This window comes from Aminipila sp. (assembly GCF_032051575.1).
Classification (GTDB): domain Bacteria; phylum Bacillota; class Clostridia; order Peptostreptococcales; family Anaerovoracaceae; genus Aminipila.
The window spans coordinates 51,754-74,107 of record NZ_DAMBYD010000013.1; the positions used below are offsets into that span (position 1 = coordinate 51,754).

Sequence of the window (22,354 nt, forward strand, 5' to 3'; positions counted from 1 at the left end):
TATTTTAACATTTTAACTCATCTTTGTGTTGAAAATATGATAAATTTATAAATATTTAAACTGTCAGAACTGCTTTATTCATTAACTTATTCATATCTTAAAGCCTCTATAGGATCCAATTTTGCTGCTTTATTAGCTGGATAGTATCCAAAAAACACTCCTATTGACATGGAAAATGCTACGCTAATAAATATGACAGGCAGAGAAATTTGTAGTGCATTTCCCATAACACTAACAACAATGCCACTTATACCCAGTCCTAATGCTACGCCTATCATTCCTCCTATTCCGCAGATAATAATGGCCTCCACTATAAACTGAAGCCGTATAAACTTTCCTTTTGCACCCAAAGCCTTCCGAATACCAATTTCTCTTGTACGTTCTGTAACCGATACCAACATGATATTCATTACTCCAATACCCCCTACAAGCAGCGATATACCCGCTATAACAGCAATTGACATTTTTACTTTATTCAGCATGTCGGTATAAGAATTCATATCCTGCTGCATATTATAGCCTACGCATTCCCATTTCTTATTTTTGCTGTATATATCACCAAAGTAACTGTTAATATCTTTCAACAAACTTTCTCCACTAACTCCGTAAGCAGGAGAAACCTCAAATCCTCTGAAATTGGTTTCATTCTTAAGTTCCCCTGCTGTGGTTGCTGGAACATAAATAGTAGCCAATTCTTCAAAGCCGCCGGCCATGACCCCTTTATTTTTAGAGCCATTGTCATAGATCCCTATTACTAAAAAAGTGGTCAATTTATCTTGTACAAAAACTTTGATTTCACTTCCCAAGGGTTCATCTCCTTGCTTTTCTATATTATCTGCCAGTTCTCTTGGAATAACAGCAACTTTTCTGGCTCTTTCTACATCCTTATCCTCCAGGTATCTTCCATTTATGACTTTAACCTTTTTTTGTACACTATATCCAGAATTTGTCCCCTGAATATAAACGTTTTCCGGTTTTTTTCCTACTCTCACTTCCCCTGAGCCGCCATCCTGAGTAAAACTTAAGGTTTTTATTTTATCCTTAAATTTATCCTGAAAATTTTTGAGATCATTTAATGAAAGTAAATCCTCTGCTTGCGGTTTTTCATCATCATCATAATATACTTGTGTATCATCCGTTTTTCTTCTTATATCTACTGAGATGTTTTCCATCCCCATCTCTTTCATATCCTTTTCAATAGAAGCAGATATAGAATCCCCTACTGACACAATTGCGATAACGGATGAAATTCCTATAATAATTCCAAGCATTGTTAAAAGCGAACGCATTTTATTTGTTTTTAACCCTGCAATCGCAAGGAATAAGTTTTCTATAATCAGCATATAAGACCATCCTTTATTGTTATCTGCCTGGTTGTTTCTTCTGCCAGTTCCATGCTGTGAGTAATGAATACAATGGTTTTGCCTTCCTCTTGATTGATTTTATGAAACAAATCCATTACCATTCTTCCTGTTTTTGAATCCAACGCCCCCGTTGGTTCGTCTGCCAGCAATATAGCCGGATTATTAGCCAAAGCCCTTGCTATGGCAACTCGCTGTTTCTGTCCCCCTGATAATTCGTTCGGCTGATGCTCTCTCCTATCATACATATCCACCAGTTCCAACAATTGCTTTGCTCTTTCCATTCTTTCATTCCTGCCCATTCCCGCATAAAGCATTGGCAATTCAACATTTTTTAAGGCAGAACATCTTGGTATAAGATTAAAATTTTGAAATACAAAACCAATCTTTAAATTTCTTATCTCTGCCAATTTGTCATCATTAGCTAAAGATACATCTAACCCTTCTAAAATATATGTACCGCTGGTTTGCTTATCTAACGCCCCTATTATATTCATCAGTGTACTTTTCCCTGAGCCAGATGCTCCTACTACAGCCAGGAACTCCCCTTTGTCTACTGTTAAATTAACGCCCTTAACAATATTTAATTCCTGCGGTGTCCCAACATAAAAGCTTTTATGTATATCTTTCATTTCAATTATTTTATTTATATTATCCAAGATTTACCTCCTGACCTACAGTCAGGTCTTTTGGATTATTGATAACCCTTAGTCCCTCTTTAACCTCTTTTCCCGTGATTTCTACATAAAGATCATTTTCTAAACCAGTTTTAACCTTTATTTCTCTGACTACATAACTGTTCCCCTTTTTATCAGCCACATATATATTGCTTCCCTGTTTACTTTTAACAAGTGCATCAAATGGTACTGCGAGAACCCCTTCTTTTCCCGCTGTAACAATATTAACTCGTGCATTGGTACCAATCTTTATATCTGGATTTCTATCCTTTATACCAATTTCAACTGAAAATTGAACTTTTCCCGTAGCTGTGGTTTTTCCCGTAGATTCTTCCTTTTGTGCTGTAGGCGCAATAGAACGAACCTCACCTGAAAGTTCTAAATCATCTGTCATTTCTGTTTTTACAATGACTCTCTGACCTTTTTTCACTTGATTTATGTCATACTCGCTTACATTGGCTGTAACCTTTAAATTTTGTGTGTCTTCAATCGTAAATAGAACTCCGCTGCTGGCATTTCCTTCAGTAGCATTGACTAAAGTTACTGTCCCAGATATAGGTGCTCTAAGCGTTGCATCCGCAATTTGCTGCTGAAATGTACTGATATCCGCCGATTGTTTTTTGTTTTCATAATCTTTTGAGGCCGTTTCATATGCAGTTTGTGCCTTAATCATATCATCCTTTGAAATCTCTCCCATTTCAAATAGGAATTTAGCATTATCAAATTCTCTGTATTTTGATTCCATATCCTGCAATGCTAAATCTGTTTCTGATTTATTGGATTTTTGTGCCTTTTCCCTTTCTCTCTGAGCGCTTGTTGTATCAAGTTGTGCAAGTAAGTCCCCCTTTTTTACTTGCTGTCCTAATTTAACATATACTGTTTTAATCTTTCCCTCTGCCACTGCTGATACATTTTTGCTTTCTACGCTTTCAACTTTCCCACTGGTACTTATGCTCTCAGTAAGATCTTTTTTTTCTAATGAAAATGAGGAAATGGGCATTTGTTGATCCTCACCTGAATGCTTCGGCATAAATGCAACAATTACAGCAATAGCTATGACAACTACAATTCCAACCTTGATAACTTTTTTCTTTTTTACGTTTTTTAAGCTACGCATTTATTACTCTCCTTCTATAATTCAACTTACGCTACTACCGATTGCGCCCTGATATCCTTCCTTATATAGCTGATAGGTTAGAAACACTTCCTGCAGTTCCAGCTCTGCTGATTTACCTTGATTAATAACCTCTAAATTTTTAATCCTTAGTTCCTCAAAATCTTTTTTGGACATTAATCCTCTGTCATATTTTGCTTTGGCAATATCAAGATTACTTTGTGCCTCTTTTAAGTTTCTGCTTGATTTATTTACTTTCTTAGCAGTAGTATCCAACAATTCATACTGATTTTTAAAATTCTTTTTTACAGTATCCTTAAGTTCTGCTAATTCTTTCTGGCTGTCACTTATACCCCTACGGTCTTTTACAATTTCTTTTTGTAAATGCTCAACTTTCATTTCTTGAACTTGTATTTCTTTGGAATTTTTTATAGCTTCTTCCAAATCTTTATCGAAAGAAATTCTTGCTAATTTATCATAGTCAAAATCTTTTAACTCCTTAAACTGAACTTTATCCTCAACCTTTAGACCAACAGCACTTTTAAAACTCTCTATCTGCTTTTCTAGTTTCTTTTCTCCTTCAGAAAGTTCATCACTATAATCCGTATCCTTAGTCATGCTCTCTTTGTATTGAGTTAGTGATATCAGCCCTCTCTTATATTTTTGCTCACTGATAGAATCCTGCTGTTTCTGCTTCTCTATCTTACTTTTTAGAAGTTCCTGCTCTAACTTCATTCCCATATATTTTAAATATTCATCTTTTGCTGTAAGTGCCTGCTTTTTTAGCCCTGCAGTTTCAGTAATATTTGATATTTGTAAATCATATTTTGATTTACTTAATTGGTCGTAAAGTGAGCTTATAGAACTTGCATTCCCCCAGCCATCTCCAGAATCTTCATTCTTAAGTTTTCTGATTTCTCTTTCATATTTGCTTTGGTCTAGACCAAGTCTTTCAGTGCGTTCTTTGGAATCCTTAAAGTATTTGCTACTGTTAAACATGATTTCATCAATAGTTTCCAATGAAATCTCATATACTTTTTCTTTATTTTTAGTATCTGCAGGCTTTTTTTCTGCTGCAAGACTAATGCTCGGGAAACTAAAAATAATAGCTGCAATAATACTGAATGCAATTACTTTTTTCATTTGACTTTCCTTTCCTTTCATTTGTTATTCCAATTATATCCATCAAATCTTTAACAAACCTTTACAAAACCTTAAAGAAACCTTTATGTAACCTTAAGCTTTATTAAGTTTCCCACTATTAAGCTTTGGTTTTCTCTTTGAAAATGCAAAAGACAGCAGATTAGATCTCTACTGTCTTATAAATGGAATAAGTATTCTAAATGCGGTGTTATATCGATTGGCTTCTGTTGTCTCCAGAGCTATGCTTCCTCCATGTCTTTCTATAATCTTTTTACTTATGGATAATCCCAATCCAGATCCTTGTCTGCTATTTCTTGAATCATCGCCCACAACAAAAGGCTCAAATATGGTCTTTGCGATTTCCTTTGGAATGCCCGTTCCGTTATCTGCAATAATAATCTTGATAAAGTTTTGTTCATTTTGTTCATTACATACTGCAACATTTACGAATATTTTCGTTCCTTGCATGTTATGCTTTAATGAATTGTTTACTATATTGTCAAAAGCACGCTTTAACTGAACCTTGTCTACATTACAAATAGCACTTTCCTCTGGTATATCCAGTTCCAATTCAAATCCCTTATCACTTATTTCCTCATATCTATTTGCTAAGTACTCTCTTAAGAACTCGTATATTTCTGTACTTTCAAAAGTAAAAGCATAATCGGGGTGTTCCAATTTACTATATTCATAAAAGGTATTGATTAAATCTGTCAAATCTATAGCTTTATTGTAAATCTTATTCAGATATTTTTTTTGTTCCTCTGCCGCAATCATACCATCTGCTAAAGCCTTGGCATATCCCTGTATGGTTGTTATTGGTGTTTTTAAGTCATGAGATATATCTGCCAACATTTTTTGTTTTTGCTTTTCTATCTCCATCTTAGCTTTTTCACTTTCCCTAAGCTGTTCAGACATGTTATTAAAACTATCACAAATTTGAACAAATTCCGCAGATCCGCTATATTCCACCGCCTGATTTCGATCCCCTTCAGCGAAAGCCAGCATAGCGCTGCTTAAGGTGTCTAATGGTTTTCTTATTTTTCTCGAAAGCCATAGTACAAAGCCTAATACTGATATAATGTAACAAACTATAATGCCAATATCGATCACGATTAATCCATGGGAATAAGCATTCATGCTTCTTTCATCAGAAAAGGATGTATTCATAACAATTGTATACTTTCTGCCATCATCACCCATAAAACGGTATTTACTGATATCCAAGCCATCTCCTAATGAATTGGTTAAATACGCAAATTCTCTTACTGTATAATGTTTTTTCTTTGGTGCACCTGCACTAGACATAATCAGATTACGATTGTGGTCAAATACTTGAAAATACCTAGATTCTTTTTTATTATCTTCGTAGCTCTCTTCATGTATTATAGTAAGCCGCTTACCATTTCTATCCTTATACTGAGATGAATACCTGTAAATATTTCCCGAATAATCCTGAATGCAATCTAATTCTCTTTCTGTGTATTCTTTTCCAGTTCTACTGCGGTCACTGGTATAAATTATTTTATTATCACTGTTTAGAATTTCAAAATACCCTTTTGCTCCAACTAGTGTATATGGTTTTATGCGTTCGTACTGTCCCTTCTCAAGTATCTTAATTTGGGAATTTATATCTCCTTTAGGTAGTTTTAAATGGGCATCTAAAGCTAACGTCCCTAATGCAAAAACAGATATAACTAAAATAACATTTATAACTGTAAATGCAATATAATTTTTTATAAGAAGAGAAAAGAAACTTCCTCTCTTTCGCTTATCTTTTTTCAATTTTATATCCAAGCCCCCTGATTGTTTTTATATATTCGGAACTTTTAGGATCTCTTTCAATTTTTTCCCGAAGTTTTGAAATATGCACCATCATGGTATTATCATCACTTTCAAAGTACTCACCACTAATGGTTTCATAAATCTGAGCTTTTGTGTAGACCCTGCCAGGTGATCTCATAAGTAATGTTATAATTTTATATTCTGTAGGCGTTAAAGAAATTTCTTTTCCGGATTTAGTTAGTTCTAGTTTTTCAGTATCAAGTTCCAATTCACCGACAACAAGTTTTGTACTTGAAATAATTTCTTTTCCCGCACCATCATTTAATTGATAATATCGCCTTAGTGCAGCCTTTACCCTTGCAATTATTTCTAATGGATTAAAAGGTTTTGTCATATAATCATCCGCACCTATATCCAGGCCAATTATTTTATCACTGTCCAAATTTTTTGCAGACAGGATTAAAATAGGAATATTACTTATATCCCTAATCCGTTTTGTAACTTCATAGCCATTAAGTTTTGGCATCATTATGTCTAATACCGCTAAATCCATTTTATTATTTTCTAATATTCCCATTGCCTGGAGACCATCACTTGCAGCATAGACCTCATATCCTTCATTTTCTAAATATAGTTTTAAAAGATCCACAATAGAATCATCATCCTCTGCTACGAGAATTTTGTAACTCATATCATCAGCCTCCTTATATTTTTTGTACTTTCCTTCAAATTTACCTTATAAATTACCTAAATTCTGATATATTTATACCTTTCGTTATTAATTAATCATATTTCTTTATTCTTAATTGTACCTTTATATAACCTTAAGATTTCTTAATTAAAGACAAATAGTATCATATTTTATCATACAAGGATTTATTTATCTATCTGAATTAATCTTCTCCTTATTTTACCATTGCTTTACTAATCTTCCAAAACAATTCTCATACTTCTAAATCCTGTCGCATATATTGTGATATCGAACTCATTAGATTGAATCCAATAAATGATAGGGGCGGTGAAGTATTTAATATGAAGGATTACATAGAAGAAAGGGTCCTGGAACTAGCCAGGTACATTCTTGATACAAATTCTACGGTTAGAGCGACTGCTAAGAAATTTAGAGTCAGCAAAAGCACAGTACATAAGGATATAACGGAAAGGCTGCATGAGATTAATCCAGGGCTTGCCGCTGAAGTAAAAACAGTTTTAGATGCAAATAAGGCGGAACGTCATATAAGAGGCGGTCTAGCAACAAAAGAAAAATATCAGTCAAAATCATCTAAATAAAATTTTTTAAAAAGCCTTACGAAGGACTTTTAATCTTTCGTAAGGCTTTTTACTCTTTAGAACCTCTTTTTAGTTCTTATAAATTTTAATCTTATTTTTACCAGAATTTTTTGATTGATATTGAGCGGTATCAGCATTTCGGTATAGTTCATTAAATTCAATACCATGTTCAGGAAAAAATGCAATCCCAATTGAACTAAGTACTGTTACTTTTTTCCCTTTTTCTATAAATTGGATTTTTAGTTTATTAAAAATGGCCTTAATCTTATTTATAAAGTATTCTTTTGAATAGATATATGGGATAAATATTGCAAACTCATCCCCTCCCATCCTTCCAATTACATCATCTCTATCGACTACTTCTATCAAAGCATCCGCAACCTTTATTAGTACAACATCTCCTACATCATGTCCGAAAGTATCATTTAAATATTTGAAATCATCTAAATCTATCATTATAAACGCAGCTTTATCTATTTTCTGTTTTAACAAACGCTGCACCATTTCCTCGAATGCAGTTCGATTATAAATTTTAGTTAATGGATCCCGTAGGACCTGACGTTTTAAATTAATAATCTTAAGTATATTATTAATTCTTGTCTGTATTATTTCTATCTCACATGGCATTAATATAACATCTATTACGCCCATATTTACCGCCTTAACGGCAAGTTCCTGCTGTTTATTGCTACAAATTAATAAAAGTGCCGTATTTTCATCATCTCTGAATTTATTTATAAGTTCAGGCAGTGCAGTGCAGGTATTTTCTAACTTACTTACCTCCAAAACCACTAATTTAGTATTCCCTATATATTTATCTAACGCCCCCTCATTATATATAGTATCCATTGCTTCAACAATGTAGCAGTCTTTTTCAAGGCTGCTTGTTATTCTATCTATAAAGAATTGGTTATTACATATTAGTACGATCTTGTTCTTAATATCCATGACAAAACTTTATCCTTATCCGAGCTAGATTTTTATTAAACAGCATCACTTTTTGACTTATAATATAGGTCATTATAGTTCTAATTATAGCATATACTTTTTGTACATACAATGTATTTGTCTATCAAACTGGATATACTATAAACGGAGGAAAGAAATGTTTCATACCAAAAGTAAAGATGGATTAAATAATATCTGTGGTAAAAAAATCCGTGCCTTCAGAGAATCTCAGCCAGCCCGTTATTCCCAGCGAATGCTGGCCGATGAAATGCAACGCAATGGAGTAGATATGGACAAAAATATTATCCAGCGAATTGAAAGTGGCGAACGTTTTGTCACTGATATTGAGCTAAAAGCATTTGCAAAAATACTTGGAATGACATATGATGATTTACTAAAATAAGCCTTACTAAAACTGTTAAGTCCTAGTAAGGCTTTTTTCTTTATTGTTTTTTACTGTTGTTATGTGCGTATGGATCACTATAAGCAAAACCAAAATTCTTTTCTAAATATGGACTTTCGCATTTAATCTTCGTTGATTCTGAATTCTCTATTCCTAAAGTAAGGTATTTGGCATTTTTTTCGAGTTGTATTTTTATATAGGAATTTAATTCATTCGGTGAACTATGGCTATAAATTCCCGTTAAATCACCATCTACTTTGGGCCATGCACTTAATAAACCACCTTTTTCCGAATCATATGGTTCTGATCTTCCGATTTTATAATTTGCTGTAATTCCATAGGGTTCTACTTTAGTCTGCAGTTCCATACCATTACTATATTCGTGTAATGGCAGCAACCTTACGAGTTTTCCCACTGCACTGGCATCTCCAACATATTCAACATTAGCGTTACGTAATACTTTTGGTAAAATTTCACGTTCATACTTGTCATTGATTAATTTTAATACTGAATAATCTACGCCCCCCTCTGTTAAAAAGTCAGTAGGTAAGAATCCAAGAAAAACAGCTTTATAAGTTTTCCCTTCTTCCGAATAGCCATAAAATACAGCATAACTTTGTATATAATGTTTGTTGCCATTTGCAGTTATTTCATAACCTCCATCAGCTGAGTCATCGTATTTTTTTACATCTTGTGGTATTAACTCATAATCTACTTTAAATACTTTTGCCGTAGGATAAATGATATTCCAAGGTGCAGTTTCATTTTCAACCATGCCCATATCAATTATTCCTGGAATATCCATAACTGGTGAGATTTGTTCAAAACTATTTATTTTATATCCTTTAATATCTCTGCTTGGAGGCATTACAATATTCACATAGTTATCAAAATAATCTTCCATTAATGCTTTTGCATCGTACTCTCCCCCCATAACAGCAGTGCCTGCTTTAGTATCCGTCTGCATTCCAGCCTCAGCTACTGGTGTATATGAAGAAGGCTCCTTGATTTTTTGTAAAGTCATAGCAACTTTAATCAATTCTTCATCCGTTATACGATTACTTACTTTATATAAGACAGGAATAATCTGAGCATAATCATCTGCTATAAGATAGATTTCAGTTCTTACTGACTTTAAGTTACTCAAATAATTTACTTTATAGGCTGCCCAAATATCTGTAGAATTGGACTTTATCCGTTCAATCTTTACATTTTTTTCGTGATTATCTGCTAATTCAGAAAAACTACTTGATTGTTTTATGAGTTGCTTTACCTTTGATTCATAATCCACTCGTCCTCTCATGGTTAAAGCATTACTGTCTTCTGGAATCCATTCAGATTCTGATAAATCAACCTTTCTATAATTTAGCCCTGCAACTTCATTTTCTTTTTTATCTTTAAATAAAATCTTTTCACAATAAGGAGGTTCCTCAGGCACGGTCTCTTCATATTCTTTACCCCAAGATAGAGGGACTTCCATCATATAATTATCCCCTTCATTATTGGGCCCATTTACACCAATTATCTGTGTCTTTTTAGAAAGATCTACCGCATTGGTTAAACAGAAAATACCCAATAACACGACTAAAAGCAATCCAACCATGCTTACCCATAATTTAGGAGTCTTAAAATATGCAATTTTTTTAATACGCTGGCTTACCTCTTTTTCTCCGCTTTCCAAGCAAGTTGTTGCAAAAATAAAAGAATTTTGAGTAGTTGCTGTTTTTAAAAGCACCTCTGCATATGCTTTTTTCTCTCCTGCAATACCTATGACCATATAATCACAATACATCTCTAAATCACGCCTAAAAATTTTAAAAGCATACCACGCTAGTGGATTAAACCAGTTCATACAAAGAAGTACTGAAGAAACCATATTCCAAATGTTATCTTTGTTTTTATAATGACATAGTTCGTGATAAAATACATGTTTTAATTCTTCATTATTATACCCCTCTGATATATAGAGAGACGGTTTAAATACGCCTGCCAGCATAGGGGATTCTGCACCTTGTTTTAAGGTGAGTTTATGACTTCTGACTCCAAGTCCTTCTTTGCAAATGGAAAACACCTCTAGAATTTCATCATCACTACATATACGCAGTTTCCTTATTCTCTTAAGTAGCCTGCCATATGAAAGGAATAAAGCAAATGCCATGACTAAAGTTCCCAACCAGTATAGGGCTAATATGATTTTTTCTATATACTTCATTGAATTAATATTTTTTGCCTGATTTTTATCAATTGTTTGTGCGATAGAGTTTTCCTGGTTGCTGCCGTCTGTTTTTAAGGTAATATTCTCATCCTGCAGCTTATGGTCTTGCAGATTGCTGATGTTCTCCACTGACGTATTGTTTAATTCTTCAGTTTTCTGGTCTATAAAATGAACATATTTTGCTGACATATCTGGTATATAGTTAAAAATGCTTATTTCACTTTCAGGTAGTATGGGAATAGCTAATCGGATAATTAATACTGTCCAAATAAGCACATGCCACTTAGGTGTAAATCTATTTTTAAACACTTCTTTTAATATTAAAATCAGTATAACTGTCACTGAAAATGTAACCGTCATATTAATCAGTATACCCATATTCCATCCCTCATCATTCATTCAGCAACGCGTCACAACACTTGGCATTGCCTATTCACAGTTTATTTACAATATACATTTATTACTTATCAATTTTATCAATAATCCCTTTTAATTCTTTCTGCTCTTCCTCGGATAAGTTTGAGTTTTTTGCTAAGGCAGATATTAGCATTCCTGCTGATCCGTCAAACACTCTTTCCAGAAAACTTTTTACTTCTCTAATTTTGCATACCTCTTCAACAGCTATCGGATAATATTTAAAATTATTGGCAACAGATTTGTCTGCATCAATTGCCCCCTTATCTGCCAGTCTGTTCACTAAAGTCCTAACGGTAGTATAACTCCATCCACATTCATTTACCCTTCCTGCTATTTCTTTCAGGGTGATATTGGGTGATTCCCAAAGTACCTTCATTATTTTCCACTCTGAATCACTAATGCTGAAATTACTATTACTCATATGTTAAACCCCTTTCATGACCTAACTCAATTTGTGAAACAAATTGTTAGTAAGTCAGATGCTTAAAAATAAAAAACAATGAGGACTACAAATGTAATCTTTGTTTTAGTTTACATTTGTAGTCCTCGTTTGTCAACACTATTTTATTTTTAATGCCGCCTTAACGAATTCTCTAAATAATGGATGAGCCTTATTGGGTCTGCTTTTAAATTCAGGATGATACTGAACGCCTACATGGAAGCTATTACTTGATACTTCAACAGCTTCTACTAACCTTTCATCTGGCGAAGTCCCGCTGATCTCCAATCCAGCCTCTAAAAATCGGGTTCTATAAATGTTATTAAATTCATATCGATGTCTATGTCTTTCATATATCATTTCCTGGCCATAGGCCTCTGCCATTTTACTATTTCCCTTAATCTTACAAGGGTACGCTCCTAGTCTCATAGTTCCACCCTTAGGTATATCTCCTGATTGGTCTGGCATAAAGTCAATAACAGAGTTCAACCCATCTGGTAAAAATTCACTTGAATCAGCATCCTTTATTTCAAGCACATGTCTGGCAAATTCTATAACTGCAATCTGCATACCAAGGCATATTCCGAAATAAGGTATGTCATTTTCTCTAGCATATTGAGCCGCACATATTTTACCTTCTATTCCTCTGTCTCCAAAACCTCCTGGTACTAAAATTCCAGTCACATCGTCTAATACCGATTTTGAAGTTTCCTCAGTTACATCTTCAGAATCTACCCATTTTATATTTATCCTGCAGCCATTTTCATAGCCTGCATGACGGAGTGCCTCTGCCACCGATAAATAAGCATCATGCAGCTTTACATACTTTCCTACAATTGCAATCTTAACTTCTTTATCACGCTTCTCAATTCTGTCAAGCATCTGATTCCATTCAGTCATATCACAAGGTCCGGCATTAAGTCCTAATTCTCTGCAGACTATCCAAGAGAAATTGCTTTTTTCTAACATAGTTGGTGCTTGATATAAAACTGGTAATGTAATGTTTTCAATAACACAATCTGGCTTTACATTGCAGAATAATGAGATTTTCTGACGAATGTCTTCGTCAATAGGTTCATCTGCACGCATAACAATTATGTCGGGAGAGATCCCCAGCGCACGTAATTCTTTAACTGAATGCTGTGTAGGTTTTGATTTATGCTCTCCAGAGCTTTTAATATAAGGAACCAATGTTACATGTATGAATAAACAATTTTCTTTCCCGACTTCTAATGATACCTGGCGAATAGCTTCTAAAAATGGCTGGCTCTCAATATCCCCAGTAGTTCCCCCAATTTCCGTTATAATTACTTCTGCCTGGCTTGATTTTCCTACGTTATATATAAAGCTTTTGATTTCATTTGTAATATGGGGGATAACTTGAACTGTACTTCCTAAATATTCTCCATTACGCTCTTTAGTTAAAACATTCCAGTATACCTTACCTGTAGTTAAATTAGAAAATTGGTTTAAATCTTCATCTATAAATCTTTCATAATGCCCTAAATCTAAATCTGTTTCAGCTCCATCCTCTGTTACAAAAACTTCACCATGCTGATAGGGACTCATGGTTCCCGGATCTACATTTATATATGGATCCAATTTTTGTGCCGCTACTTTCATTCCTCTTGCTTTAAGTAACCGCCCTAGTGATGCAGCTGTAATGCCCTTTCCTAGCCCTGACACTACACCGCCTGTCACAAAAATGTACTTCTTATTCATTCCTTCATCATCTCCTTTTTTCCAATAAAACTGCATAAAAAACGCACAAAAACTAAAAAAATAAGGTCAAACAGCTAATTAGAGTGAAAGAGATACAAGACCCCTATTTCTGCCGTCTTCCTTATTAATATTTTGTTCTTGTGCACTTTATATACAATAAATATTTATTTTATTATTCTACTATAACTCAAAAGAAAAATCCAATACTTTTTTCTTTTATTTATATTTTTTCTTTGCCATTTGTTTATCCCTTAAGTAAGAGGGGCAATGGCTAAAAATCACTATCTTTCAGTTTGTAGATTTTTATGGTAATTTAATATATAATATGCTTAGGCTTACAACACTACAAAGCCACAAGATAAACTTTTAGGAGGACTATTCTATGATATTTTTAAGATGTGATTATAGTGAAGGTGCACATCCTCAGATTCTGGAGGCACTAGTAAAAACAAATATGGAACAGACAGTAGGCTATGGTGAAGACCCTCACTGTTTAAACGCTGCTGACAAAATAAAAGCAAGAATTGGAAGAAAAGATGTTGATGTACACTTTTTTGTAGGTGGGACTCAAACAAATTTCACTTCAATAACAGCTTTTCTCAGACCTTACGAAGCTGTAATATCCCCAGCAAGAGGTCATATATGCGTACACGAAACAGGTGCTGTAGAAGCCCGTGGTCATAAAATTATTGCAATGCCTACTAAAGATGCAAAGCTGAATCCTGACCAAATTGACGAAGCTGTCAGATACCATGAGGATGAACACTTTGTAAAGCCTAAAATGGTGTATATCTCAAATACTACAGAGTTGGGAACCATATATAAAAAATCAGAATTACAAGAAATAAAAAAGAGATGCGAAAAGTATGGTCTATACTTATACCTTGACGGGGCTAGGCTTGCCTCTGCTTTAACTTCACCAGAAAACGATATGACCATTGAAGATATTGCACAGTTAACAGATGCTTTCTACATTGGCGGAACAAAAAATGGTGCTTTATTTGGTGAAGCCTTAATCCTCTCAAATCCAGAATTAAAGAAGGAATTCAGATGGCTTATAAAACAAAGTGGTTCTATGCTTGCGAAAGGAAGGCTTCTAGGTGTACAATTCGAAGAATTTTTCAATGATAATCTTTATTTTGAGTTAGGACAACATGCGAACGATATGGCAAAACTTTTAAGAGAAGGCATCGCTGCTAAGGGTTATAAGTTTATTACCGACTCCCCTAGCAATCAGATTTTTCCCATATTTCCTAATGCCCTTGTTGCAGAACTGGAAAAAGAAGTTTCCTTTGAAAAAGAATGCCCTATTGGGGACGATGAATATTGTATTCGTTTCGTAACGTCTTGGGCTACTCCAAAAGAAGATATAGAAAAAGTAATTAATATGTTATAATCTATAGCATAAAAAAAGGGACTTGCCCTACGTCGGTCCCTTTTTCATTTTTACTAGTCAATATATTTATTTCTGCCTGTTATTTCATATTTTTTTAGGATTTTATCTACCTGTTTATTCTCTGCTTTTTTCTGATCATATTCTGCCCTTTCGTTCTCCGTAAGTTCTGTAATTCTCTTAATATGTGATTTTATTGGCTTTGGTAATATTGCTAAATATATTAACGGATTGATCAGGACTAAATCTATAAGAATCCATAAGACTATTGCCGCTGCTATATATTGGCTTTGCAAATGTTTCCAGGCATTAAAACCAACAACTCCAATGCCAATCAGACCAATTAAGGAAGTAAGAAATGTCCTTTCTATTCTATCCATACATTTTTGCATTGTTTGGTCATACCACGTATCTTTTAAACTTTTGAATATATATTTACCGCCCCTAACATTACTCCAGCACACGATTTCAGCTAATTTTATATCTTCAAAAGTAATTTTGGGTTTTACAGTTTGTTGTGTTAAATCCTGCTGTTGATTATTATCTTCAATACAAATTTTTTCTTCATTAAAATACACATGAGTCCTTATAGACTTTCCCTCGCCCATTATTCCTATTTCGTAGGTGTCATCATAATCACAAGTTACCACAAATAGATCTCCTGCATTTAGCATGAAGCTCTGCTTATTAAAACTAACTACACAAAATCCTTCCGCACAGTAAAATCCCTGACTCATCTTTTTATATTCATCAAATTTATCTACTTTCAGAGACATATGCTCATTGGTCAAAGTTATTGCTTCTGCAAACCCCTGGTTTCCTTTTTTCACCATCAAATTAAAATCGGTTATTTTACCAAAGCTTTTTGTTTCATACGCGCCACTAAACCTGTCCTGCTCATATTGGGCCAGTCTTGCTACACGAATTTCTTTATGCACTAACACAACTTCTCCATTCAGTACAATCAAAACTCGATCATAATCCGGCAAAGGAGTAAATTCAGATTCCTCAATTTCCACGGTTGCAGAACTAAGTCTCCAAATAAATTTTCTTTCACTATATTGGGCGTCATTAGGATATATCCCCAATTCAGTAGTAGTTCCACCGGACCAATTTCCTATTTTATATTCATCTTTTTTATATACGTTAATCGCTATATTACTCATTTTTACACCCTAACTAAAAGTTAAATTTAATGTATTACTTTTATAATATTATACATTAATTTATCTCTATTTGCAAATTCTGATAATTTGTGGTAATATATACATTAGCTTTATTATTAGAGGAAGTTTTTTAGAAATAATTAACTTCAAGACTTTTACCAAGGAAGGTTCCAGATGATTTTCGTACAAACAAATCAGCTTAAGCCAGGTATGATAGTTGGTCAATCTGTTATGAACGATGTAGCAGTTGTCCCGCTTTTGCTTGCCGATCAAAAACTAACTATACGTAATATCAGAAGATTAAGAGAACTAAATGTTCCTGGAGTTTACATAAAAACAAAATATAGTGAGGATATAATAGCTCAAGGTTTTGTTGACCCCATTTTGAAGCATAAGATAACATCAGATTTAAAAAATGTATGCAGGAATTTTGTGTCGAAGTCCGCAATAACTTCAAGCATGGCCAATACGTTAATTGAGGTTTCCAGTTCTCTAATGGATCACATACTATCTAAAGATGAGTATGTATTAAATATGGTAGAAATAAAAACATTTGACAATTATACATATTCACATTGTATAAATGTTGCAAGCTTAGCAACTCTTATTGGTATACAACTTGGTTACAGCCGCGTTTCCCTGCAAGAGCTTACATCTGCAGGTCTAATGCATGATTTTGGTAAATTAGATGTTCCAATAGGCATTATCAATAAGCCATCCTCTTTAACAACGGAAGAATTTTCTATTGTTAAAAGGCATCCGACTTATGCTATAAATAAGTTGAAAACTTCTATGAAAATTTCGTTAACTGTTTTAGACGGAATTGCAAGCCACCATGAAAAGTATGACGGGAGCGGGTATCCTAACGGACTTGTAGGTGCGAATATTCCTCTATGCGGTAGAATTTTAGCTGTAGCAGACGTTTATGACGCATTAACAACTGCACGTTCATACCGACCTGCATGGCAGACTAAAGATACATTAGATTTTATGGCAAGTAATTCAGGTACGCATTTTGACCCTGATATTCTCAATGCTTTCTTTAAAACTATATCAGTTTACCCTGTGGGAACTATGGTTAAGCTAACGGATGATTCCATAGCTCTGGTTATAAAAAACACACCTGGATGTATGCTTGATCCTGTGATAAGAATTCTTTCTTCTAAGAAGCTTTCTAATGGAACAGAATTTGATTTAGCAAAAGTGGAAAATTTGCATATCGTCAAGTCCATCGATGCTGATAGTGAAATCCCAATGGAAATCTTTGATTAAACATAACAATAAAGCCTGATTCTTGTGCAGTGACTTTTACACTGCTGAATCAGGCTTATTTTTATTTTCTACATAAAATCATCTATGCATCAAACCCATCTCCACTAATACATAGTTCTGGATTTTTAATGCTTACCTTGGTATGAGGGGTTATAGATTTAGTAATAAAAGCATTACCACCAATAACACAATCATGACCAATAATGGTTTTCCCGCCTAAAATGGAAGCTCCAGAATAAATGGTTACGTTATCTTCGATAGTAGGGTGACGCTTAACTCCAGCCAACGCCTGACCTCCCCTTGTAGATAAAGCACCGATTGTAACTCCTTGGAAAAGTTTAACATTATCTCCAATAATCGTAGTTTCTCCAATTACAACCCCTGTACCATGATCAATAAAGAAATACTTTCCAATCGTTGCTCCCGCATTAATATCAATACCAGTACGGCTATGTGCGTATTCTGTCATGATTCTTGGAATAAAAGGTACATTTCTAATATATAATTCATGTGCCATACGATATACATAAATTGCATATAGTCCAGGGTAAGAGAATATGATTTGTTCCTTACTTCCTGCAGCAGGATCCCCATCATAAGCTGCCTGTATATCGGTTAAAAGTACCTTCTGAATCTTTGATAATTCTTTAAGGAACTCAACGGTAATTGTTTCAGCCTGTTCTGTAATTTCCTGACTTTTTCCATTATTCATATAGGAAAGACCTCGTTCTATCTGAGTAGAAAGGCCATCAAAAACAGTTGCAAGTTTCTGCCCAATAAAATAAGGAGCTATCGTGCAATCAAGCCTGTCTGTGCCAAAATATCCAGGGAACATAATGGTTCTAAGCTCTTTTAGCAAATTGATAATCACACTTCTATCAGGTAATGTAACTGATTCCTTTGCTAAAAATAGTTCTTCTGTCAAATAATTAGCTGTAATGTCTTCAACTATATCTTGAACGTTTTGTTTAAACTTATCTTTCACTTTTATAACATCTCCTCTATCTATTATATAAAATCACATTAAAGTTTATTATACTACAGTGTATTCCTATCAGTCCAGCTTTTTACTATAATAAACGCAAAAAGCCATCAGATTAGACCTCCAATGGCTTTTAAGTCACTTTTATTAAGTTATGCCTTTTGTACTTATTCTGTTACTAGAGAAAGATCTACCGGAATTGACTTTTCTACTTTTTCGCCGCCAATAACCTTCATTGCAGCTTCAATACCTGCCGCACCAATTTCTTTAGGAAGCTGTTGAACAGTAGCAGCCATGTCACCAGCCTTAACTGCAGCAACTGCATCATCATTAGCATCGAATCCCACAATTAGAATATCTCTGCCTGATGCCTTAATTGCTTCTAAAGCACCTAATGCCATTTCATCATTGTGTGCAAATACTGCATCAATTTCTGGTTGTGCCTGTAAAATATTTTCCATTACCGATAAGCCTTCCGCTCTGTTAAAATTAGCAGTCTGTTTTGCAACTACTTCGATATCACTTTTAGCAATAGCTTCATTAAAGCCTTTACCTCTGTCAATTGCTGCAGAGTTTCCTGGAATGCCTTCAAGTTCTACTACTTTGCCTTTTCCATCAAGCTGCTTAATGATAAAATCACCTGCAAGCTTGCCGCCTGCAACGTTATCAGAAGCAATGTGGCAGACAACTTCGCCTGTATCAGCCGATCTGTCCAGTGTGATTACGGGTATCTTTGCTTCATTAGCAGCAGCCACAGCATTGCCCGCTGCTTTTGAATTTGTAGGATTGATTAAGATTAGGTCTACCTTCTGTGTAATTAAGTCTTCCATGTTTGAAATCTCTGTTGCAGAATCGTTTTGTGAATCAAGAACAATTAGTTTAGCTCCCATTTCATCTGCCTTAGCCTGTGCACCGTCTCTAAGATCTACAAAGAAAGGGTTGTCTAAAGTTGATACAATCAGACCTATCGTTGCTGTTGTTTCCCCCTTATCTTCTGGAGCTGCCGCTTTGCCGCCACATCCGAACATCCCTAATGCTAAAACAAGCACTAGTAAAACCACTAAAATCTTCTTCATTTTTCGTCCTCCTAAAATAACAATTAAAACAATATATATTTAATCGCCCATCGATTAAATAGCATAGTTATCTGGCTGATTTCTGCTTTCTGTCCAAAAGAACAGCAAATAGAATAACTGCCCCCTTGGCAACGTTCTGATAGTAGGAAGGTACTTGTAATAAGTTTAGCGCATTGTTTAATATACCAATAATCAAAGCTCCTATGGCAGTACCGCCAATTGTTCCAACCCCGCCTGACATACTTGTTCCTCCAAGTACTACAGCCGCTATGGCATCCAGTTCGTATCCCTCTCCTGCAGTGGGAGAGGCTGTTCCAAGTCTTGCAGTCACAATAATACCAGCAAGAGCAGCAAGCAATCCGGAAGCTCCATATACAAAAAGCTTCACTTTATCCGTTTTTACTCCAGAATAAATAGTTGCTTCTTCATTGGATCCAAGGGCATAAACGTACCTTCCTGTCCTTAAATGTCTCAAAATATAATAGGCAATTACAAATACAATAATCATAATATAAACAGGAATTGGCAGACCGAATATATATCCTGATCCAATTTTCCCAAATATGAGACTGCCTGTCCCACCACTTGTTCCAATAGGCTTGCCTTGTGTATACACAAGAGTAAATCCCCTAAATAACGTCATAGTTCCTAATGTAGCAATAAAAGGTTGTAACCGCCCCTTGCTAATTAATAAGCCATTTACAATACCAATTGCCAAGCCTAGAAGCAGAGTAATAAGTATAGCTAATATAAGGTCCATACCAGAAGCAATCAGATTCGCCATGACAGCACCACATATGGCTAGTACGGAGCCAACTGAAAGATCAATACCACCAATTAAAATGGCGAATGTCATCCCTGTTGCAATTACTGCATTAATAGATGTTTGCCTAAGTACTGTAAGAATATTCCTCCAAGTAAAAAAATTATCACTTAAACATGCCATAATAATACATAATATAACTAAAACAACTAACGGTTTATTTTTCTGGATAATGCCCTTCACACTATTATTAGACGTCCATTTCAATTTTATTACACACCCTTCCCTACAGCTAAACTCATAATACTCTCCTGATTAGCGTTTTCTTTATCTAAAATACCACTTACTCTGCCTTCATGCATAACTAAAACTCTGTCACTCATTCCTAAAACTTCTGGAATTTCAGAGGAAATCATTATTATGCTCATACCCGCTTTCTTAAATTTATTAATTAAATCATAAATTTCTTTTTTGGCTCCTACATCTACACCTCTTGTAGGCTCATCCAGAATAAGAATACTAGGCTCAGCAAATAAATTTTTCGCAATAGAAACTTTTTGCTGGTTTCCACCACTTAAATATTTAACCAATTGTTTTGTTCCACTGGTTTTAATGGATAAATTTTTAATATACTCTTTAGAGATTTCTTCTTCTTTAGCTTTATAAATATGTCCAAATTTTCCACTAATATTTTTCAAATAGGTTAGTGTAATATTTTCTCTTATACTCATACCTAAAACAATGCCATTGGCTTTTCTGTCTTCAGATACATAAGTAATTCCTGCTTTAATTGCATCTTTAGGATTGTTTATACGGACCTTATTCCCATTTATGCAGATTTCACCTTTGTCCATTTTATAGATTCCATAGATCGTTCTGGCTAACTCCGTTCTGCTAGAACCCATAAGCCCTGCAATTCCTAAGGTCTCACCTTTTTTAAGATTAAACGAAGCTTCTTTCACAAACTGATTTGTAAGTCCTTTTACCTCAAAAATAACATCTCCAATTTCAGAGTCAACTTTAGGATATTGTTCTTCCAATTTTCTTCCCACCATCATTTCTATAAGCTTGTCTTCATTTACATCTGATATAGGAACTTCTCCTATAAGTGCTCCATCACGAAGTACTGTTATATCATCGCAAATTCTAAAGATTTCTTCTAATCTATGTGAAATATAAACAATACTATGGTTTTGCTCTTTTAGTTTCTGGATAACACTAAATAGCTTTTCTGTTTCTGAAATTGTTAATGCGCCTGTAGGCTCATCCATGATAATAATTTTGGCTTTTAAGGATAAGGCTTTTGCTATTTCAACTAACTGTTGTTTTCCTACACTAATGTTGTTTACAATTTGCTTAGGACTCTCATTTAAACCTAACATAGAAATCCATTTCTCAGATTCGCTGTATAACCGCTTCCAATCTATTTTTCCAAGCTTGTTTATAGGTTCCCGCCCTAAAAAAATATTTTCTCCAATGGATAAATGTCCAATCAAATTCAGTTCCTGATGTATAATGCCTATGCCCTTTTCTTGTGATTCTTTTGTATTTTTAAATTCTACGGGGTCACCATCTAAGTAAACTTCTCCAGATGTTCTTTCATATACTCCAGTGAGAATTTTCATCAAAGTAGACTTTCCTGCACCATTTTCTCCGAGCAGTGCCATAATTCTTCCTTCATATATATTAAAGTCAACCATATTTAACACAGTAACCCCAGAAAATGCCTTGGTTATCTTGCTCATGGTTACAATCTTTTTATGCATTTGAATCCTCCTTAGAAAACTACCCCTGAAATTAAAATAATATTTGCAAAGGGCGTAAATTCTCCTGTTCTTATGGCACATTTACAATTTTCTGTGTTATTTTTAAAAACTTCATGGGGTATATACTCTATTTCAATTTCACTCTCTGCTTCTTTACATATCAATAAAATTTCATCGTGAAGTTTAGCACTAACCATCTTTATTTCTTCTGCCAAAATAATCTTTTCAATCTTTTGTTCTGATAAAACAGCTTTTAAAACTTCCACAAACGACGGAATCCCTTCCGATAACGCTAGATCTATACGTTTTACACCATCTGGAATAGGTAGTCCCGCATCTCCAATAACAATCCTGTCCTTGTGTCCTAACTTTGAGATACTATAAGATATTTCAGAGTTAATTAACATACTTTTTTTCATCTA

General features: G+C 34.4%; 20 protein-coding genes. 4 read left to right on the top strand and 16 right to left on the bottom strand.

Annotation, left to right across the window (positions count from 1 at the left end):
• Positions 1 to 86: 86 nt before the first annotated feature.
• The 6 genes from RTW14_RS16240 to RTW14_RS16265 all read right to left on the bottom strand — a co-directional run bounded on the left by RTW14_RS16240 (position 87) and on the right by RTW14_RS16265 (position 6,771).
• Positions 87 to 1,343, bottom strand: a complete 1,257-nt coding sequence (locus RTW14_RS16240) for an ABC transporter permease (RefSeq protein WP_312653359.1) — start codon at positions 1,341 to 1,343, stop codon at positions 87 to 89.
• Positions 1,337 to 2,020, bottom strand: a complete 684-nt coding sequence (locus RTW14_RS16245; protein ID WP_331641742.1) for an ABC transporter ATP-binding protein — start codon at positions 2,018 to 2,020, stop codon at positions 1,337 to 1,339. The genes RTW14_RS16240 and RTW14_RS16245 overlap by 7 nt, the downstream gene beginning before the upstream one ends.
• A complete protein-coding gene (locus tag RTW14_RS16250) occupies positions 2,013 to 3,155 on the bottom strand; it encodes an efflux RND transporter periplasmic adaptor subunit (RefSeq protein WP_312653362.1) in 1,143 nt (380 codons plus the stop codon). Before RTW14_RS16250 ends, RTW14_RS16245 begins: the two co-directional genes overlap by 8 nt.
• 21 nt (positions 3,156 to 3,176) lie before the next feature.
• The gene (locus RTW14_RS16255; protein ID WP_312653364.1) at positions 3,177 to 4,295 is read right to left on the bottom strand and encodes a hypothetical protein; all 1,119 of its coding nucleotides are present in this window, start codon (positions 4,293 to 4,295) and stop codon (positions 3,177 to 3,179) included.
• Between the two features lie 168 nt (positions 4,296 to 4,463).
• Complete coding sequence (locus tag RTW14_RS16260) at positions 4,464 to 6,080, bottom strand: HAMP domain-containing sensor histidine kinase (RefSeq protein WP_312653365.1); 1,617 nt, start codon at positions 6,078 to 6,080, stop codon at positions 4,464 to 4,466.
• Positions 6,067 to 6,771: a response regulator transcription factor gene (locus RTW14_RS16265; protein ID WP_312653367.1), complete on the bottom strand. Its 705-nt coding sequence runs from the start codon at positions 6,769 to 6,771 to the stop codon at positions 6,067 to 6,069. Before RTW14_RS16265 ends, RTW14_RS16260 begins: the two co-directional genes overlap by 14 nt.
• Positions 6,772 to 7,112: 341 nt before the next feature.
• On the opposite strand from RTW14_RS16265, the gene spoIIID reads away from it, so the two are divergent.
• Positions 7,113 to 7,370 carry a sporulation transcriptional regulator SpoIIID gene (gene spoIIID, locus RTW14_RS16270; protein WP_312653369.1) on the top strand — a complete coding sequence of 86 codons (258 nt, stop codon included), beginning with the start codon at positions 7,113 to 7,115 and terminating at the stop codon, positions 7,368 to 7,370.
• Between the two features lie 69 nt (positions 7,371 to 7,439).
• Here the strand turns inward: spoIIID and RTW14_RS16275 are convergent, their stop codons facing one another.
• The gene (locus RTW14_RS16275) at positions 7,440 to 8,318 is read right to left on the bottom strand and encodes a GGDEF domain-containing protein (protein ID WP_312653371.1); all 879 of its coding nucleotides are present in this window, start codon (positions 8,316 to 8,318) and stop codon (positions 7,440 to 7,442) included.
• Positions 8,319 to 8,475: 157 nt separating this feature from the next.
• Here RTW14_RS16275 and RTW14_RS16280 point away from each other — a divergent pair, with 157 nt between their 5' ends.
• A complete protein-coding gene (locus tag RTW14_RS16280; RefSeq protein ID WP_312653373.1) occupies positions 8,476 to 8,721 on the top strand; it encodes a helix-turn-helix domain-containing protein in 246 nt (81 codons plus the stop codon).
• Between the two features lie 40 nt (positions 8,722 to 8,761).
• Here the strand turns inward: RTW14_RS16280 and RTW14_RS16285 are convergent, their stop codons facing one another.
• From RTW14_RS16285 to RTW14_RS16295, 3 genes are all read right to left on the bottom strand, one after another.
• Positions 8,762 to 11,314 carry a M56 family metallopeptidase gene (locus RTW14_RS16285; protein ID WP_312653375.1) on the bottom strand — a complete coding sequence of 851 codons (2,553 nt, stop codon included), beginning with the start codon at positions 11,312 to 11,314 and terminating at the stop codon, positions 8,762 to 8,764.
• Positions 11,315 to 11,396: 82 nt separating this feature from the next.
• Positions 11,397 to 11,774, bottom strand: a complete 378-nt coding sequence (locus RTW14_RS16290; RefSeq protein WP_312653377.1) for a BlaI/MecI/CopY family transcriptional regulator — start codon at positions 11,772 to 11,774, stop codon at positions 11,397 to 11,399.
• Positions 11,775 to 11,912: 138 nt separating this feature from the next.
• Positions 11,913 to 13,514: a CTP synthase gene (locus tag RTW14_RS16295; protein ID WP_312653379.1), complete on the bottom strand. Its 1,602-nt coding sequence runs from the start codon at positions 13,512 to 13,514 to the stop codon at positions 11,913 to 11,915.
• Positions 13,515 to 13,896: 382 nt separating this feature from the next.
• On the opposite strand from RTW14_RS16295, the gene RTW14_RS16300 reads away from it, so the two are divergent.
• Positions 13,897 to 14,910, top strand: coding sequence for a threonine aldolase family protein (locus tag RTW14_RS16300; RefSeq protein WP_312653381.1), 1,014 nt, complete (start codon positions 13,897 to 13,899; stop codon positions 14,908 to 14,910).
• Positions 14,911 to 14,963: 53 nt separating this feature from the next.
• Here the strand turns inward: RTW14_RS16300 and RTW14_RS16305 are convergent, their stop codons facing one another.
• On the bottom strand, positions 14,964 to 16,073 hold the full coding sequence (locus RTW14_RS16305) for a HutD family protein (protein WP_312653383.1): 1,110 nt from the start codon (positions 16,071 to 16,073) through the stop codon (positions 14,964 to 14,966).
• 174 nt (positions 16,074 to 16,247) lie between these two features.
• Here RTW14_RS16305 and RTW14_RS16310 point away from each other — a divergent pair, with 174 nt between their 5' ends.
• Positions 16,248 to 17,345 (top strand): HD-GYP domain-containing protein, encoded by a 1,098-nt coding sequence (locus RTW14_RS16310; protein ID WP_312653387.1) that lies wholly within the window; start codon positions 16,248 to 16,250, stop codon positions 17,343 to 17,345.
• An 82-nt stretch (positions 17,346 to 17,427) separates the two neighbouring features.
• Here the strand turns inward: RTW14_RS16310 and epsC are convergent, their stop codons facing one another.
• From epsC to rbsD, 5 genes are all read right to left on the bottom strand, one after another.
• Positions 17,428 to 18,330 (bottom strand): serine O-acetyltransferase EpsC, encoded by a 903-nt coding sequence (epsC, locus tag RTW14_RS16315; RefSeq protein WP_312653389.1) that lies wholly within the window; start codon positions 18,328 to 18,330, stop codon positions 17,428 to 17,430.
• A gap of 164 nt (positions 18,331 to 18,494) precedes the next feature.
• Positions 18,495 to 19,403: a ribose ABC transporter substrate-binding protein RbsB gene (gene rbsB / locus RTW14_RS16320; protein WP_312653391.1), complete on the bottom strand. Its 909-nt coding sequence runs from the start codon at positions 19,401 to 19,403 to the stop codon at positions 18,495 to 18,497.
• A gap of 67 nt (positions 19,404 to 19,470) precedes the next feature.
• Positions 19,471 to 20,433 carry a ribose ABC transporter permease gene (gene rbsC / locus RTW14_RS16325; protein ID WP_312653393.1) on the bottom strand — a complete coding sequence of 321 codons (963 nt, stop codon included), beginning with the start codon at positions 20,431 to 20,433 and terminating at the stop codon, positions 19,471 to 19,473.
• Positions 20,434 to 20,438: 5 nt separating this feature from the next.
• Positions 20,439 to 21,932, bottom strand: coding sequence for a sugar ABC transporter ATP-binding protein (locus RTW14_RS16330; RefSeq protein ID WP_312653395.1), 1,494 nt, complete (start codon positions 21,930 to 21,932; stop codon positions 20,439 to 20,441).
• 11 nt (positions 21,933 to 21,943) lie between these two features.
• Positions 21,944 to 22,351 (bottom strand): D-ribose pyranase, encoded by a 408-nt coding sequence (gene rbsD, locus RTW14_RS16335; RefSeq protein WP_312653398.1) that lies wholly within the window; start codon positions 22,349 to 22,351, stop codon positions 21,944 to 21,946.
• Positions 22,352 to 22,354 lie beyond the last annotated feature (3 nt).